Source organism: Desulfopila aestuarii DSM 18488 (assembly GCF_900143695.1).
Lineage (GTDB): Bacteria > Desulfobacterota > Desulfobulbia > Desulfobulbales > Desulfocapsaceae > Desulfopila > Desulfopila aestuarii.
On record NZ_FRFE01000006.1, the window covers coordinates 95,576 to 114,310 of the forward strand.

Here is an 18,735-nt window from a genome sequence, read left to right on the forward strand (position 1 = left end):
CGAATAATTTATCAAAAAAAGACAACCCTCAAAGGGTTCAAACTATCAAATTCATTCATCGTTATTGCCCGACCGTTTGTGACCCCAAGAGAAGAACCATCACAAAGGATCACATTTTTTTTACGTAAAATCTGCATGGATAGAATACAATACCACATCTTGGAAATCGACCGTCAACGTTTGTCAAACATCATTCACTTCGATCACCTGCCATGACTCAGCAAACTGTTTCCCGTAGATACAGGATTCTCGTGATGATCAGCGTACTGTTCATCTCCCTGGTTGTCCTCTTTGGTCTCTTCTTTAGACAATTTATTTACTGGCAGACCTCTAACCTCTTGATCGAGGAGTCGAAAAGGATTTTCAGCCGGATCAACAGAGAACTTGCCCAAAGTTATTTAACCACCCGGAAAACAATCGGCCAGGCGGTGCATATGCTTGCAGCAACCGACCTGCCAAACGCCAGCACTCTTGAAGAGCGACTTTCGTTTCTTCCGATCCTGCAGGCAGCTCTCACCCAGGAACCCAACCTTACCGATCTGGAAGTCGGTTATGCTACGGGTGACTATTTTATCGTACGACCGCTGATCGATGACCATATGCGCAGACAGTTCAACGCACCTGAAGAAGCAACACTGGTTGTGGATAATATCGTTCGCCCGCCTTACGGCAAACCGCAGATGCAGCGCATTTGGATGAACGATAAGCTTTCCGAAATTGCCAGCACCGAACCGGAACCAACCGACTATGATCCACGCCTTCGGCCCTGGTATATTGAAGCCATCAACTCCGACAAAGCAATCACCACCGCACCCTATCTGTTTCATTTTGTACGCCAGATGGGTGTTACCATCGCCTTCATGCCTGAAGGCGAAAAAGCGGTTGTTGCCGGCGACGTCACCCTCTTCCATCTTTCCCAATTATTGGCCCAATACCAACTGACCCCGCGATCAGAGCTCATCCTTCTTGAAAAAACTGATAATGATTACCTGGTAGTTGCATATAGGGACCCACAAAAGCTGCTCACTCAAATGAACGGCAATCCTGAACGGAGTAAAGTAATCAACCTGGACAGCGCCGTTATCAACCATGCCGCCAAGCTGCCCAACATTCTTGATCCTTTTGTACAATTTACCCTCAACGACGAGAATTGGCTGGGATCAACCAAAAAGCTCGATCTTCCTCAAGACAGTAATCTCTATCTCGTGATGCTCTCACCTGAAAACGAACTGTTACTGGAAGCAAAAAGGATACGGGAACAAACCCTCAAATACTCGCTGGCAATGATTTTGCTCTCCATACCACTTACGTACCTACTCGCCAGAAAAATTTCGCGACCAATCCAACTCCTGGCGAATGAAACTTCACGTATCAGCCGTTTTGAATTTATAACAGACCCGCTTTCTCCTTCCACCATTACCGAGGTCGATGAATTAAGCCGCGCCATGACAATGATGGAGACCACCATCGGTCAGTTCCTTGCACTTATTAAATCATTGGCTGGAGAACATAACCTCGACCGACTTCTCGACCTTATCACCCAGGAAACGATGACCGCCTGCGAGGCTCGGGCAGCAATGACCTTTATCGTCAATGAAACCACGAAACAGCTGGAACCGAAAATATTTCGCCAACACGGCGATGGGCCTGGGCAACAGATTACATTCACCAATATCGAACCGTTCCCGATTCAAGATGAAAGCGAGTTGCTGTGTATTCTCAAAAGCTGCAAGGGCAACATTTTTGCGGCCAACCGACTGGAAAAACTTGATGTTGTCATTGATCCACTCGGCCTCAGGAATCCGCAGGTATTCGTTCAGCCGCTTATCAATCGCCAGGGCGACAGCATCGGCCTTCTCGCCTTGGTATATGATGAAAGCGATGGCATCGAAACGCCAAAACAGCAAGGAAAAAGGGCTTTTATTGAGACACTGTCAGGCTTTGCAGCAGTGACCCTTGAAAGTCGCAGAATGCTCAAAATGCAAAAGGATCTGCTCGACTCATTTATTCAATTGCTGGCTGGGGCCATTGACTCCAAATCCCCCTACACAGGAGGTCACTGCCAACGTGTGCCGGTGTTAACGGAACTCTTGGCAAGAAAGGCATGTGAAGCCACAGATGGCCCTTTCGCCGGATTTTGCCTTACTGCTGAGGAATGGGAAGAAATCAGGATCGCCAGCTGGCTCCACGATTGCGGCAAAGTGACCACGCCCGAGTTTGTGGTGGACAAGGCTACCAAGCTTGAGACTATTTACGACCGTATTCATGAGATTCGCATGCGCTTTGAAGTGGCAAAACGCGAAGTTCAGGTTCGCTCCTGGCAGCAGATCGCCGAGGGCGGAGACAGGGAACAGATTCTCACCGACCTGGAACATGAATGGAATCTACTTGATGAGGAATACAGTTTTATAGCCGACTGCAACCTCGGTGGCGAATTTATGGATCAGGAGAAAATAGACCGCCTACAGCAGATAGCCACCCGCCACTGGATGCGCACTATTGACGACAGGATCGGCATTTCCTGGGAAGAACTGCAGCGTAAAGAACGCACCCCGGCGCACCCTCTGCCGGTCATGGAACCGATCCTTGCCGATCGGGACGACCACATTCACCTTCGCGGAGAAAACGACAAAATCAACACTGACAATCCTTATGGTTTCAGGCTTGATGTCCCGGAATATCTTTACAATAAAGGGGAACTTTATAATCTCTCGATCCATAAGGGTACACTCACCGCCGAGGATCGTTATAAGATCAACGACCATATCGTCCAGTCGATTATCATGCTGAAGCAGTTGCCCTATCCGAAACATCTCGCCAATGTGCCGGATATCGCCGGAAGTCATCATGAAAAGATAGATGGTACCGGTTATCCGAGAATGCTGAAGGGCACTGAGATGTCGATTCCCGCGAGGATGATGGTCATCGCCGACATTTTCGAAGCGCTCACCGCCTCCGACAGGCCTTATAAAAAGGCCAAACCAATAAGCGACGCCATCCGTATTCTTGCCCTGATGGAAAAAGATCAACACATCGACCCTGATCTATTCCGGCTATTTCTTACGAGTGGTGCTTATCTGGAATACGCACGTGAATATCTGCAGCCCGAGCAGATCGACGAAGTTGATCTGACCCCTTACCTCAAGGCATGATCAGGAAAGTTGCTGAGAGATGTTGTCTATTTCGGACAAAGATTGTTCGCAAGAATGCTTGGCAACACGCTGTTTTTCAGCTAATGCCTGGTGGCGATGCAGCAGCAGCCAGGCAAGAAAACCATAGCCGCCTGCTAAAAGCCACAACTGTTTCCATAACGGAATGATCGCCTGAAAATCGGCCCCCATCTGGTTTAACCGCAGAAAACCCTGAATGGCAGGAACTACCGGCACCATATTCAGGATTGTCGCTATTGGGGCAGGAATCGCGACTGTCGGCCAGACAAAGCCTGCACCGAACACAAGGGGCATCGACGTCAGCAGAACAATGAGGGTAGCCAGTTCGCACCGTGGCAGGACGGCACCGATACAGATCCCCAGCATGGCGGCAGAAAGCAGAAAAGGCAGCAACAGCAGATGCAGTTCTGCAGCATCTGCCAGATGAGGAACACCGTAATAGACGAAACAGAATCCGAAATAGTAGAGAGAGAGAATCCAATATATTGCAGCAAAGATGAGCGCTCTCACCATCAGCAGCTTTAAGGGCGAGGCTTGCAGCCAATAGCCCCCTTCTCCATCCAGTCGTTTTTTATTTTGGCCTCCGCCGAGAAGACCCACCCCGATAATGAGCGTCTGATGAAGAATCAGGATGAAAACCGCCGGGACAATGTAATTGACATAGCCCATGGTCTCGTTGAATGCCGGGCGACTATTAAGCCTGATTGCACTGTATTGTTCAGCCGCCAGTGCCATGGCCTGGCCGGACATTACCATTCGGGTCACCTTGACCTCGGCGGACATAGTGCCGCCCGCCCCGAGCATGCCTTCCAAAACGGTGGAATAGACAAGAATATAGCTCGCATCACCGGCAAAAGATAATGTCGGCTGGTGCCCCAGCAACAAGTCACGATAAAAATTCTCAGGAATGACCAGGATACCGGCCAACCGCTTTTCAAGAAAAAGCTTTTCTGCCTCTTCAACGCTGTATGCCCGTTCACTCAACTCCACCTGCGGGGTCGCATCAACCATTCGTTCGAGTTTGCGGCTGAGCTGGCTCTCATCGAGATTGACCACCACCACTTTTTGCTCCCGTGGAACCTGCTGGCTATAGGGCAAAGGATACAGAAAAGAGTAAAAAATCACCCCGCCAAACACCGTGAGCACAATCGAGCGATTGAAAAAAATTGCCCGCAATTCATTGATAAAAACATCCCACCAGCTCATTCCCCTGCACCTCCATTCACAAACCGGCAGGAACGTTGAGCGAGAACGAAAGCCAGTATCATCGGAATGGCAAAAACCGTAAGCGATAGCAATTGGGGAACGGCGCTCTCAACAGCAGCGCCATAGTTAACCTGAGCAAACTGTACCTCAACATAGTGGGTTATCGGTAAAAAGCTGCGCCAGATTCTGGCAGGCAGGGTCATATCAGTCACCGGAAAAGTTACCCCCATAAACGCCAAGGCCGGTGCGGCATAGGAAGCCGCCAGGCTGAGGCTGGTTTCCACCTTGCCTCTGGTCGCGAAAAAGAAGAGACTGCCCGCAGCGATGCTTGCCCATGCGGTCAGCAGCTGGGCGAAAAATATCAGCAACCAGTTACCGTGCATCGGCCAGCCCTGCCAGACATACATCGCGCTAAAAAAGAGTGCACCCTGAAGAGAAAACAGAATACTGAGCGGTAAAAATTTGGCAAAGAGCGATGTTACCACCTCTTCACCAAGCCAACTATTACCACCGTAAAGCCGTTGGGAGTTGGCCAGTGAGACGATAGTTGTCACAATCATGAGAATCTGCCAGATAGCCGGCAGGATCGCGGATACAAGGAACTGCGCGTAATTGACACTCAGATTAAAGAGTGCTGTAACCTTGCTGGCTGTGGGCGCAGCCTGTGACACTGCAAGCTCAATAACCTGAGTAGAACCGAGAAGGTTCTTTCCGGCCTCCACCTGGCCGGTAAATGTTGCATGAGCCTGGAGCAACGAGGAATTAATGATCTTGCCGATCAGGAGGAGCTGGTCGTTCACGAAGACCGTCACCTGAGTAGGTCTTCCCAGCATGACATCCTGACTGAGATCGGCAGGAATCACAGCAAGGGCGTAGATATCGCCATTGCGGAGCGCCTCAGCCCCCTGGCTCATATCGAAAAAATGATCATCTACCTCCAGGGCAGGTGACACCTGATAATGACGGATAAGCCCTCTCGACAGAGTACTTTTGTCAAGATCGATCACGCCCAAGGGTAGCTCCCGCGGAATCTGCTGGGAGAACATCTGGAACATCACGAAAAAGAGCGCAAGCGGTATCCAGCTCACCAGAGAAAACAGCCAGCGATCGTGCGCTAGCTCCCTCACCTCCCTTAAGACTATGGAAAAAAACGATCTGCCCATCAGCGCGTAACGATGATACTCATCCCGGCCCGCAACCCTTCTATCGGCTGCACCGGCCTCGCTTCAACCTCAAAACTGCGCATGTCAAATCCCTTATCGGTGCTGGTTGACCGCCATGTCGCAAAATCCCCCATAACTGCTACATGGTTGACCTTGAAACGGTGTTCCTTGTTACCGAGGGCCGGGAGTTTTGCTGTAAACTCTTTGCCTTTGCCAAAGTCGGCCAGCAGATCTTCCCGCACATGGAAGACTGCGTAGGCGTCTTCCATGTCGATGATTGTCACCACCGGAAACCCCTGGGGTGCAAGCTCACCGCTGTGCAGAAGAATCTGTGACACTTCGCCGTCATGCCAGCTTTCTATTTTGGTGTCTTCAGCATAGGCCTCGACCTCAGCCACTGCTCCGGCTGCCATTCTCGCTTTGCCCTGGGCAGCCTGTTTCGTCTCATCACGGGCGCCTTCTTCTGCCATTTGATACATCTGCAGTGCGGCACTGGCAGAAAATCTGGCCGCTTTCAACTTGGTAAATGCTTCATCGCGCTGCTGTTCAGCAACGACCCCTTCCTTGAACAGGACATCAATCCTGCTATATGTTTTCTCAAGCAGATCAACGGCAGCCTTCGCCTGTTGCCATTGGTCTCGGGCTGCCTGGATCTGTTGGCTTCTGGCACCGATATTCACCTCTTCGGCCAATGCCTCCGCAGCATCCTTACCGGCTTGGGCCTGAACCAGTTTGGCGTCTATTTCAGGACTGTGGATGGTAAAAATAAGCTGACCGTTTTTTACCAGATCACCTTTTTTCACCATGACCTGATCGATACGACCGGGAACTTTTGAACTGACGTAATATTGTTGGGCTTCTATCTGTCCTTGCAATCGCAAAGGTTTTGGCTGATAGGCAAGCCAAAACGTGTAGCTGAGCCAGCCTATTACCCCAGCAAGAAAAATAACAATCAACGATGAACCGAGTGTACGCATCAATTCCTCTCATGTGTAGAACTGTTCTGGTATTGCAAAAAACTTTCCTGATCGCAACCCACCGCCAGCACCTGAGCCAGTGAGACGATATAATTGTATTGGGCAACAGCCCGCTGGCTTTTCACTCCTGCCAGAAACAACTGGGCATCCACCACATCCAGGGACGTTGAAAGACCCTGACTAAACGCTTTTCCGCGCAGATTAACCGTCTCTTCCGCCAACTTCACACTTGAACCCAAACCATGATACTCCTCCAGGGCCTGCTGAGCCTGGCGATAGGCCTGTTCAACCAGCACGGAAAGATCGCTTCTTGCCTGAAGCTCAAGGTGATCTATTCGTTTTACCGTACTCTTGGCGGCGCTCAGCTGCTCCGCCCGTCCGGAGCGATCCACCAGGGGCAGGCTCACACCGACCCCAAGAAACCAGTCAGGCATCAGTGCTTTATTGAGCAAATCATCCTCTTCATAGAGGTTCACATTGCCAAAGAGGGCAACCGTCGGCAGGTATTTGCCTTTTTCGATATCGACGACCCCGGAGGCCTGCTCCTTTTTTGCATCAAGCATGCCGAGTGCCGGGTAATTGTTCATGGTTTTTTTGATAAATACTTCAAGAGGAGGAAGATCCTCATAAAGAAACAGATCGTCAGCCGGAACAATCAACTCCTGACTCTTCAACATCCTGGAGAGCGCGACGCGGGCAATTTCCAAGTCACGACCAGCTTTTTTTCGCTCGACAACCGCTTTATCAAGAGAGGCCTCAGATTGCATCCTCTCGACCCTAGCAATCTGTCCCTGCTGCTCCAACAGAACAGCGTGATCCCGATGTTTTTTCAGTCCTTCCTCCACACTCAATCGAGTGGTATAGACCTGTTTTGCCAGCACCGCCCCAAAATAGTAGCGCACCAGATGCTCAAACTGACTGATAAGCTGGAGCTTGTGACCATACTGGGCTTCATCAACCTGACCGGCAGCTATGTCCTGGGCAGCGGTAATACGCCCGCCAGTATATATTGGCCAGGTGGCCGTCAGCGAACTGGTCAGATTATCCCGCTCGGCAATGGTCGAGGTGAGCCCTTTGTTCAATTGAGCTGGTGAAAGTCCCATCCCCCCACCGATCATGTCAAACATTGACTTCACCTTATCACCGGCCGGCATACTGTCGAATATATCGTCAGGGGAAATTTTGACATCATCATCTAAATATATATAGCTTGCCGATAAACCGACCTCAGGAAGATAAAGTGATTTTGCCGCGCTCTGCTTGTGCTCGGCATGTTCCACCTCTGCTCGTGAGGCGAGAAGAGCATCATTCTCAACCTGGACCCTCTTCCAGGCATCCGCAAAACTCAAGCCGTTCTCGGCGACTACTGATAAAGGAAAACATGGAACGGATAGCATCCATGTAACAAAGCATACCAACAGTTTATTTTTCATTGACGCGTTTAGAAATTGATCAAATGTCGGTTTTGAATATCACTTCAGGCGGGTTTAAACCGGATAATGAAGTCTCGATGAATTGCCAACAGGTATCGGAGCGGGATGGCCAGCACCCCGGCCGAATTGTCAGGCACTATACGGCGGAAGATGGTGAACGGCAAGCATTTATTAGCAGGAAACGATCGTCAGCAGAGACGGAACTCCCCTGTAGAAAGGAACCTCTCACGATGTGGCATGCTCTAGCAACAGAAGTGATGAAACCAACGTAGCCGTTATTCTCGCATCAGTGCGAAGCAACAAAAGTGTTCCATATCGGATTATCGTCAGTTATCCTCACCCCTAACACTCTCCCCACTTCCTGTGCTGCCAGCCAGCGCGGATCAGCGCTGATGGTCATCACCTCACTGCCGACTTGAATCATTACCGACAATTGTCCTGTTGCTACCGGGACCGTAGACGGAAGCTCCATGATACAATGCCCCCCATTTGCGAGATATTGCACTCCCGTATATTCAGCTTCATCCCTGTAGCTCTTCTTGCCTGCTCCGTTCGAGAAACGACCAGGCGTGTTCAGCAAAACCAAGCCCTGCCTGATTATAGAAGTTAAATGCCGCATCCACCCCAGACTTTCTCAATTCTTCGACCTGGTCATCGAAATGGGCAACCGCTGCCAAACAGCCTTCATAACCAAGACCTCTAAGATGACGGGCCGCCGACAAGTTTGCCTGGTGCTTGGGCATCGTCAACATTATGATCTGTGCCGGAATATCCTGACGTTCAATACGCTTCCAGAAATCAGGATCTGTTGGATCTCCATGAATAACCCGCCTGCCCGCCACCCGATGTTCCAAAACTTTGTCTTTACCGAAGTCGACCCCTAAAACCTCATCCCCGTATTTCTCATACATAAAATCATACGCCTTGGTGCCTAGCCTGCCCATCCCTAATATGGCAACACTCACCCCTTTCGGTCGTATTGGCTGGTCATCGGGGTGCCTGGTATCTGTCTCAAATTTTTTGAGTTTTTCACGATACTTAACATAAAGCATGTCAGCCATCGTATTCAGGGGTGATGCTATAACAAAGGTCACGGCCAAGGCCAGGGCGATAATCACCAGCCAGTCTGGTTCCAACCAGCCTTTTGCAGTGCCAACAGCTGCCACAATCAGCCCGAATTCACTGTAGTTGGCAAGACTCAATGATCCTAAAAGTGATGATCGAGACCTCAGCTTGAAGCGGGTCAATAACATAAAAAACAGCGTCGTTTTAAAAGGTACGGCAATGACCAGGATGGCTGCAACCCCGATTGCCGCAATTGTTGGCACCCCGGAAAGGCCTATGGTCAGAAAAAATCCAACCAGCAGCAGATCCTTGAACCCCATCAACGTCTTGGCAAGTTCTGAGCTTTTCTCATGTTTAGCAAGCAATATCCCTACAATAAGAGCACCTAAATCGCCTTTAAGGCCAACCAGCTCAAATCCTGCAGCCCCAACCGCAAGCGCAACAAACAAACCAAAGAGCAACAGCAATTCTCCGTGACCACTTCGATCCATCATCGTAAAAAGAAGAGGTCGCAGGCCTAAGAGCGCAACTGGAACTGCAAGTGCCCAAATAGATGGAATTTTACCGAGCGAAAAAGTGAGAAAAAGTACGGCAAAGATATCCTGCATAATAAGAATACCAATGGCAACCCGACCATGCAGTGCACCCATTTCACCTTTTTCCTCGAGGATTTTCACCGCGAAAACCGTGCTGGAAAAACTGAGTGCAAAGGCAATTAAAAATGACTTTGGCAGATCGAGTTCACTGAAAAATGGCACACCGGCAAGACTGAGACAGAAAACAGCTACACCGAGCACTGTCACAGTCAACAAAGCATGTATCGACGCCCCGCCCCATATCTCCGGACGTATCAAGCTCTTGATATCAAGTTTTAAACCAATGGAAAAAAGGAGGAGCGTCACACCAAGATCGGCAAAAACATGCAAGGTCTCCCCCCCGGCAAAGCCCAACCAATTGAGGACGAACCCAGCGGCCAGATACCCTACCAGCGGAGGAAGCCCAACCTGCCTGACCAGGAAGCCAAGAAGAAAAGCAACAACAATCATTAATGGATCCATGGGCTAACTCCTCTCACACAGTAACCGTAACGAATTTGAACCACAGCCATAAGCCATATTCCTACTACACGCCTGAAAACTTACTGGCACATTGGCAGAACAATGAACCAGTCCGAACAACTCTATTTATTTGGTATTTCTCTCGGATCCGTCATATTCTCCGGCCGAAGAATTTCATCAAGTTCTTCTTTTGAAACGAGCTTACGTTCCAAGAGCAACTCATAGACGCTGCCACCTGTCTTCAGCGCCTCTTTCGCAATGGCTGCCGACTTTTCATAACCGATAACCGGCACCATTGCCGTAACAAGCCCTATACTATTCTCCACATATCCCCTGCAAATATCGCGGTTTGCCTCTATACCTGCAATGCATCGTGATGCCAGAGTTACACACGCATTTTTCAATATCATCATCCCGTGCAGCAGATCGTACGCAATGATCGGTTCTGCCATACAGAGTTCTAGTTCGCTTGCTTCAGCCGCCATTGAGACCACCGCATCATATCCCATTACCTGATAGCAGATTTGATTGACCAGCTCAGGGATAACCGGATTAACCTTTCCAGGCATAATCGACGAGCCCGGCTGCATGGCAGGCAGATTGATCTCATTGAGGCCGCAACGCGGACCCGAAGACATCCAACGCAAGTCGTTACATATCTTAGAAATCTGTACTGCCGCTCTTTTTAATGTCGCAGACATCTGCACAAAGGTCCCGGCATTCTGAGTCGCCTCCACCAGATTTTTGGCCCTACGCAACTCAAAGCCACTTACCTCCGCTAATTTGCTGGTCACAAGATTGGCATAGCCGGCAGGACTGTTGATCCCGGTGCCAATAGCAGTTGCCCCCATATTGATGTCCAGAAATTCATACGCCGCCCGTTCAATTGCACGAATAGCGCTCTCAACCATCATGGCGTAGGCACTAAACTCCTGCCCCAGTGTCATGGGTACCGCATCCTGGTTCTCTGTGCGCCCCATTTTCAGGACGTCGCTGAACTCTACTGCTTTTCTACCCAAAGCCTCGCGCAATTCTTCCATTGCACTGATCAGACTGCGATTAGAAAGCAAAACAGCAAGTTTTATTGCGGTGGGATAGGCGTCATTCGTTGACTGTGAACAGTTCACATGATCGTTGGGATGAAGTTGATCATATTCGCCTTTCCGGTAACCCATAAGCTCAAGGCCGCGATTGGCAATCACTTCATTGGCATTCATATTGGTCGAGGTTCCCGCTCCACCCTGGAACATGTCAACGGTAAAATGTTCGTGGAATTTCCCCTCAAGCAACTCGTCACAGGCGGCACAAATAGCTTTGGTCTTAGCCTCATCCAGCATCCCAAGTTCATTGTTGGCGAGGGCCGCGGCTTTTTTGACCATAGCTAGCCCTTCCACCAGGTGGTCGAAATTACAAACAAATACTCCCGATATGGCAAAATTCTCCATGGCGCGTTGGGTCTGAACACCATAATAGCTGCTGTCACAGATCTCTCGTTGACCTAGAGAATCATGCTCCAGCCTGAAACCGCTTATCACCTGGACTTCGTCACGATTCTCGTAAAGTTGCCTGGAAAGTACCCGCATCCGGCGGCTGATGCCGACAGCAACACGAGAGACTATCCGGTAAAATATTTCAGCCTTCGTTTCACGATACTGCTCGATCTTCTCACGTGATATCTGCCAGATGACCGCACCGCTCCTGGTGTAGGCACCATTACTGTGCGCTCCATCCTCAAGAAATGTTCCCTCGCTGATGAGTGATCCTTCAACCATCGTTGCAATATGCTTGGTTGAGCCATGCAGCCCTCTTACCAGAGAAACGTCACCACTCAATATTATGCCGGCCCATTTACGAGGAGTAGACTCCTGAAATAACCACTCGTTGGGTGCATATGACTGCTCGACACCTTCTTTGAAAAATATTTCGAGATCGTCTTCACTTATGCCTGTGGTCTTGGATACATGTTTGATAATTGAGTGCTCTATCTTCATAGATTATCTCCTGTTTCTTATGGTTATAAAATCATACCGCCAAGAACAAAACCGATTGCGACGGCAAAAGCGATGGTCAGGGTCCCCGGGATAAGAAATGGATGATCAAATACATACTTTCCGATTCTGGTTGAACCGGTGTCATCGAACTCAACCGCAGCCAGCAGGGTCGGATAAGTCGGCAGAACAAAAAGAGCACTTACTGCGGCAAAGGAAGCAATAGCCGCAAGTGGGCTTACCCCTAAGGCGAGAGCTGCCGGCATCAGTGCCCTTGTAGTTGCAGCCTGAGAATAGAGCAGCATGGCTGCAAAAAACAATACCACGGCAAGACTCCAAGGCTTTGCTGCCAGGAGATTACTGGCAAAGACATTTATCTCTTCAAGATGTGCAGCAACAAATGTCGTTCCTAGCCAGGCTACTCCAAGAACGCATATGCAGGCACTCATGCCTGATTTGAAGGTCCCTGCGTTGACGATTTGTTTTGCATCAATCCTGCAAAATATCGTAATGAGAGTGGCCGTCGCGAGCATAAAGGTGATTATGGCGTGATCACGGGCAAGCACAGGGGCGGTGATAAGACCAACTGTCGGGCTTATTGCTGTTGCATAGAAAACAACGCAGACGATGGCGAAGCAAAAAAACAGTACAGACCGTTTTGCTTCCGGTGCCAGTTCCTGTTTTCTGTCGTTTTCTGATGTCAATTTCACAAGCCCTTTTGCCAATCGTTCTTGATAAACGGGGTCGTCTTTTAATTCCTTTCCTAGAAAATTGGTCACCACTGCGCCGAGCATGACCGCAGTAAAGCTACTTGGAATAGCTATGAGCAGCAGTTGCACATAATCGACGCCAATCTTTTCCAGTTCAGCCGAAAAAAAGACAACTGCTGCAGATATTGGTGAGGCAGTTATGGCAATCTGGGAGGCCACAGTGGCTATGGCTAGGGGCCGGGACGGTCGAATCCCTTCCCTTTTGGCAACCTCTGCGATGACCGGCAGGGTTGAAAAGGCTGTATGACCTGTCCCCGCCAGCAAGGTCATGAAATAGGTAACAATCGGTGCATAAAAGGTGATGTACTTTGGATTGCTTTTCAAAATTTTTTCAGCAAGATGAACAAGATAGTCGAGGCCTCCGGCTTCCTGCATGGCAGCTATCGCTGCTATCACCGACATGATGATCAAAATAACATCGACAGGTATAGCGCCAGGCTCGATCCCGAAAAGCAATGCGAGAACAAGAACCCCAAATCCGCCAGCAAAACCGATACCTATGCTGCCGATTCTCGCACCAAGCCAGATAAAAAACAAAACGACCAGCAGTTCAACGATCCACATGAATCTCCTCCATTGAAATGAGTCCAGCTTCGCCTGCCTGAGACCTCGCCTCCGACCCCAGATACCAAAGGTCATCACTTTTAGATTTTAGGTGTCTTACGTTTTTTTCCGAAATAATGCCTTGCTGATAAGTAGGTCACGACCATAGATGTCTTCATAGAACGTGATCGTGTCATCAATTACAACCGCCGTGCGGTAAATCATATGTATCGGTATTGGTTTATCCAGAACAACAACTTTCCTTTGACCGGTTGCGATAAGCTGATCAATTTTCTCCACCGACCATCCTGCCTGTGGCCCGCCCAACAGCCAGGAAGCCATTTCGACAGGTTTTCCAAGACGTATGCAGCCGTGACTGAAAGCCCGACGATCTTTTGCAAAAAGAGTTCGCTGAGGGGTGTCGTGCAGGTAGACATTATAGCTGTTGGGAAACATGATCTTCAATGTCCCAAGATCGTTGCCTGGACCGGGATCCTGTCTTATACGATAACGCCGCATCTGTTGGGGAGACACCTTGCTCCAGTTAATTTTTGTACTGTCGAGTTCTTTGGTATCTGCTTCCCAACCGTTAAACAGCCGCATTTTCCTTTCCCGTAGATAATTTCTGTTCTGACGGAGTTTAGGTAAAGTTTCTTTGCTTGCGATCGATGGCGGCACCGTCCAATACGGGTTAAACTCGATATATTTAATGGTGTCGTTGAACACAGGAGTTTGTTGATACTCCTTGCCTACAACAACAGGCATGGTCAGATCGAACTTCCCCGCATTTCCGGCAGAAGCTGTAAACCCGGCAATATTGACAACTACCAGTCGATCGTCGAGTATTGATCGATCCAGCCAGCGATAACGCTCCATATTCAGTATTATCTGCTCAATTCTTTTACTGACCGGCACATTCATGGCGGCAATGGTCTGTTTACCGATTACGCCATCCGGTTGCAGGCCATGTTGACGTTGGAAGGACTGAACACTTTTCTCAAGTACTCCGTCATAAAATACCGAACTGCTGCCATCTCCGGACAATTCATTGGTCACCTGAAGGCGTTTTCTGATAGTTAAAATCCGATCATCACTCATACCAGGTTTTAACACCTGCCCATCAGGAACCATCGGCCAACCACCCAACGCTGCCAGTACCCGGTATTCTGCCAGCTTTTTCATGAGACCGTCATATTGCAGAAATGGCGGGGCCTGGTCGTCTAAAAAATTCTTCATATCTGCTGCCGCGAATGCTTCTTTCCAGAGAGGCCTCCAGGCAACTTCCGCGTTCCGGGCTGAGGCAAACAACTTCGGGTCAATTTCACGAACAGCCAGCCGCCCTTCCCTTTGATCAGCGACAAAGCGCATCATACCAAGCGTTAAAACCAGGTCGAGACGGACCAGACCTGCCGTATCCTTGCTATCCCAGTAACGATGAATCAAATCAGTAAAATAGTCACCAGGTTCAAGCCCCTGACTTGCAGCATCATCGAGCACGGCCCTGATTGCTTCAGCTCTTCTGCCCGGTCGGCCATTTTCGAGCCAATACGGTTGCAACCCGTTAGCATGGTAAATCTCAGATAGTGCAGAATCAATTTCCGCTGCATTCCTTCCATGTACATTCAACCCCAGATATTGTGCAGGCCCCGCTGCCAGATGCTCGATAAATTCGTTCTCATACTGATCGTCAGCAACACATATTCTGACAATGCCGGATAACATCATGACAGCTGACAACACAAAGATCAGCACCTTCGTTCTTCTCATTTCTTCTCCCCACGACGTCAAACAGACTCTTGTTCTTTTTTTACCCGGATGGACCATATTTCTCTCGCAATCGCGAGAATAATTAGTCCATTTCCATTCGCTTTGCACGTATTACCTAACAGAAATTACCCACACAATGAAACTCGACAATTACGATAACATTCAAAATCACAGCTTCTCCACCACTTATACAGGTTCATAGAAAACATATACATTTCGCAAATATGAACAGAACCTTCCACAAATTCGCATTTCTATAGAGCAGTACGACAACACACAAATCTAACCAGTTGTAATTTCACCGACATTTACACGCCACTTGTGGATCAGATATTGCAATAGTTTTGCAATGTTACCCCCACAGGCCATTCTCATTTTAACTGGAACAGGATGGCATGATTCGTTTTCCTCCAGATCATTGCAAATGGACAGTGTCAACAACCTGACCCCTTTGTACACCAATTGATCGTCAGGTATTTTTCAGATTACATGATTAAACTTAGTGAGTATTGCAACTTTCTACAAGATCATCAGGCAGCCAACAGGAACAGGAAGATCAAGCAATCAAGGAGGTGAACTATGGAAAATACAAAAGTCAAATCCTTACTGTTGATGAAAGGCAGTGTCGGCAAAAAAGTAAAAGTCTTAAAAGATGCACTGGCAAAAGCTCTAGGAGAGAGTCTTCATGGTTACGAACTAGACAAAGGAGAAGTGTTCGATATCGCCACAGAGACCGCACTTCGAGCCTGGCAGGCATCGGTAGGCCTCGTACCGGATGGCATTGCTGGGCCGAGGACGATGAGTGCCCTTGGCGTTGCCGCAGAGCATGAACTTGATGTGAGAGTCGATGTCGCTTCAGTCTGCACCCTTTTTCCATACACAAAGTCCTCCAATATATCCAAAAACCTCCCCTATGTTACAGCTGCACTGGCAGCATTCGGCCTAACCAACCCGCAAATGATCGGTGTCGCGCTTGGTACAATCCGAGCTGAAACTGAAGGTTTTGTGCCGATAGCGGAAATGCCATCCCATTTCAATACGTTACCGGGACAAGCCCCGTTTAGCGCGTACGATAACAGGAGAAATATCGGCAATACCAGGGTTGGTGACGGTGCCCGCTATAAAGGACGAGGTTTTGTACAGCTGACCGGCCGGGCCAATTATGAGAATTTCGGCAGCCTCCTCGATATCCCTCTAGCCGAAAACCCTGACCTTGGTTGCGCCCCTGAGATTGCCGCCTGCCTCCTTGCTGCCTTTCTGGCTTCCAAAGAAAAAACAATTACCGAAGGACTGGCAACAGAGGACCTGAAAAAAATCCGTAGAGCGGTCAATGGCGGCAGCCATGGACTTGATCGATTCACTGATACCTTCGTAAAAGCCAGCGAACTTTGGGGTAAAGCTCGACCAAGGGTGATGATGGCCGGCGAAATGGCTGGCGAAGAGACACTGACGGCAGCGCAGCAGCGAGCCGCCTCAAATGTCAGCAGCGATCCGGCCGATTTGCGCGATAGACCATACACCCCGCCTCCCCGCTCCCTTCCTGAGATTTATCCGGATAATGCTGATGTTAAAAAGTTCATCGGAGCATACAGTAAGGCCGGTCTCATTCTCAATCAGGGCAGAGAAGGCGCCTGCACCGGTTTTGGGCTTGCCTGCGTCATCAACTACCTGCGCTGGCGCGCATCAGGAGCGCCTGGCCAGTTTGAATCGGTTAGCCCACGCATGCTTTATCATTTTGCTCGTCGTTATGATGAGTATGAAGGCGAAAACTATGAAGGCTCAAGCTGTCGCGGCGCACTGAAAGGCTGGTTCCATAACGGGGTCTGCCTTGACAGCAGGTGGCCGTATCATCCCGGCGACAATAGTTCCCTGCCTCTGTCAGGTTGGGACACCGATGCGGCTGAGCGAACCCTTGGCGTGTATTACCGGATCTCCACCAAGGCTATCACTGACTTGCAGGCAGCAATCCATGAAGTTGGCGCGATTTATGTCTCTGCCTATACCCATAAGGGCTGGGAAACTGTTGGCAATACCGCCAGCCCCCCATCATCCCATGCCGGCCTGCCAGTTATCACATACAATGGCGTACCATCACGGAAAGGCGGCCATGCCTTTGCCCTTGTGGGTTTCAATAGAAAGGGATTTGTCATTCAAAACTCCTGGGGTACCAGATGGGGCGCGGCCGGCTTCGCACTCATCACTTATGAGGATTGGCTTGCACACGCTATGGATGCCTGGGTGGCGGCCATGGGTGTCCCTGGCGTCATCTCTGGGAGACTGTCCTCTCCGAAAGCGGCTGCAGGGACAACCGCTGCAGAAGGCAAGGTGCCTGAAAGCTGGTGGAATGAAGCGACTGCCTATCAGCACAGTATAGTCTTTGGTAATAACGGCAGGGTGGAACGCTTTGATCAGGTTGATGGCTTGACCCGCACTTTACAGAATCAGGCCTGTGTCCTGCCTGATTCATGGTTTAGAAACAGCCAGCATAAGAAAAAACGTCTCGTCATTTATGCTCATGGCGGCCTCAATAGTGAGGAGTCGGCTATCAAACGGGCCCAGGCCATGGGTCGCTATTTCATCGGCAACGGCTGCTACCCCCTCTTTCTTGTCTGGAAAAGCGGTTTGCTTGAATCGATCGGCAATATCCTCGCCGATAAAATGTATAAAGGCGACGACACCAGGGCCCAGGGATTCGGCGACTGGCTGAGCGATTCAGTCTCTGATCCTCTCATCGAGAAAACCATTGGCCGCCCTTTCGCCAGGCCATTATGGAGTGAGATGAAGGAAAACGCCATCTTGGCCTCGGAAAGCGGTCGAGGTGGTGATTTGCTGGTGTCAGCCTTAAAATCACTGGCCGGGAGCTGGGGTGACAATTTCGAGCTGCACCTTATGGGTCACTCAGCCGGTTCCATCATTCTTGGAAGACTGCTCGATCTCTTTGCTCGCCAGGAACTGATAGACAAGGTTGCCTCAGTACATCTCTATGCGCCCGCCTGTACTGTGGCCTTTGCCAACAGACATTATGCACCGCAAACGAAAATCATGAAAAACCTCTATCTGGATATCTTAAGCGATGCCCGGGAACAAGACGATCAGGTTGCGCAAATATATCGAAAATCCCTGCTCTACTTCGTCTCCAATGCCCTTGAGGCTGATCACCGCATGCCTATTCTCGGTATGGCAAATGTCTTCAATCAGCAATATTCAGGCTGGGACGGTTCGTCTTTTACCGGAGAGACCCTCTCCAACTGGCTAAACGCTGTAGAAATCTGTCGACTCGAGAAACGACTGACTATCCATGATGAGCAAACCATCCAGACCCGACTTGGCAACGGCAGTTCAATGAGCCCCAAGATCGAGAAAGCCTCTCATGGCGGTTTTGACAACAATATCAATGTGGTGGAAAAATCGCTCAAACGCATAACCGGTTCAACCGAACTGAACCTGCCGGTTGAGGATCTGGTAGGTTTTTGAGGTGACGGTTATCCAAGCCCAGTGTCTTTTGACAATTGCCTGTCAAGTGGTTGCAGACTCCAAGTTAACATAGCCTGCAACCACAGTAGGTTTAGTGTATAGCAACTGGCTTGTCATCCAT

General features: G+C 49.6%; 11 protein-coding genes. 2 read left to right on the forward strand and 9 right to left on the reverse strand.

The annotated features are described in order from the left end of the window. The first annotated feature begins 254 nt into the window (after positions 1-254). The gene (locus BUF15_RS27685; protein WP_159441252.1) at positions 255-3,152 is read left to right on the forward strand and encodes an HD domain-containing phosphohydrolase; all 2,898 of its coding nucleotides are present in this window, start codon (positions 255-257) and stop codon (positions 3,150-3,152) included. On the opposite strand, the gene BUF15_RS08005 is transcribed toward BUF15_RS27685, so the two are convergent. From BUF15_RS08005 to BUF15_RS08045, 9 genes are all read right to left on the reverse strand, one after another. Continuing rightward, a complete protein-coding gene (locus BUF15_RS08005; protein WP_073612945.1) occupies positions 3,153-4,376 on the reverse strand; it encodes an ABC transporter permease in 1,224 nt (407 codons plus the stop codon). After that, complete coding sequence (locus BUF15_RS08010; protein ID WP_073612946.1) at positions 4,373-5,539, reverse strand: ABC transporter permease; 1,167 nt, start codon at positions 5,537-5,539, stop codon at positions 4,373-4,375. The genes BUF15_RS08005 and BUF15_RS08010 overlap by 4 nt, the downstream gene beginning before the upstream one ends. Continuing rightward, positions 5,539-6,516, reverse strand: a complete 978-nt coding sequence (locus tag BUF15_RS08015) for an HlyD family secretion protein (RefSeq protein WP_073612947.1) — start codon at positions 6,514-6,516, stop codon at positions 5,539-5,541. Before BUF15_RS08015 ends, BUF15_RS08010 begins: the two co-directional genes overlap by 1 nt. Beyond that, complete coding sequence (locus BUF15_RS08020) at positions 6,516-7,865, reverse strand: TolC family protein (RefSeq protein WP_200802350.1); 1,350 nt, start codon at positions 7,863-7,865, stop codon at positions 6,516-6,518. Before BUF15_RS08020 ends, BUF15_RS08015 begins: the two co-directional genes overlap by 1 nt. 370 nt (positions 7,866-8,235) lie before the next feature. Further along, positions 8,236-8,421, reverse strand: a complete 186-nt coding sequence (locus tag BUF15_RS08025; RefSeq protein WP_073612949.1) for a hypothetical protein — start codon at positions 8,419-8,421, stop codon at positions 8,236-8,238. A 49-nt stretch (positions 8,422-8,470) separates the two neighbouring features. Next, complete coding sequence (locus BUF15_RS08030; RefSeq protein ID WP_073612950.1) at positions 8,471-10,072, reverse strand: cation:proton antiporter family protein; 1,602 nt, start codon at positions 10,070-10,072, stop codon at positions 8,471-8,473. 122 nt (positions 10,073-10,194) lie between these two features. Then, on the reverse strand, positions 10,195-12,063 hold the full coding sequence (aspA, locus tag BUF15_RS08035) for an aspartate ammonia-lyase (RefSeq protein WP_073612951.1): 1,869 nt from the start codon (positions 12,061-12,063) through the stop codon (positions 10,195-10,197). A 23-nt stretch (positions 12,064-12,086) separates the two neighbouring features. Beyond that, positions 12,087-13,394 (reverse strand): anaerobic C4-dicarboxylate transporter, encoded by a 1,308-nt coding sequence (locus tag BUF15_RS08040; protein WP_073612952.1) that lies wholly within the window; start codon positions 13,392-13,394, stop codon positions 12,087-12,089. Between the two features lie 96 nt (positions 13,395-13,490). Continuing rightward, positions 13,491-15,140 carry a L,D-transpeptidase family protein gene (locus BUF15_RS08045; protein ID WP_073612953.1) on the reverse strand — a complete coding sequence of 550 codons (1,650 nt, stop codon included), beginning with the start codon at positions 15,138-15,140 and terminating at the stop codon, positions 13,491-13,493. Positions 15,141-15,719: 579 nt separating this feature from the next. On the opposite strand from BUF15_RS08045, the gene BUF15_RS08050 reads away from it, so the two are divergent. Then, a complete protein-coding gene (locus BUF15_RS08050; protein WP_073612954.1) occupies positions 15,720-18,614 on the forward strand; it encodes a peptidoglycan-binding protein in 2,895 nt (964 codons plus the stop codon). Positions 18,615-18,735: the final 121 nt, after the last annotated feature.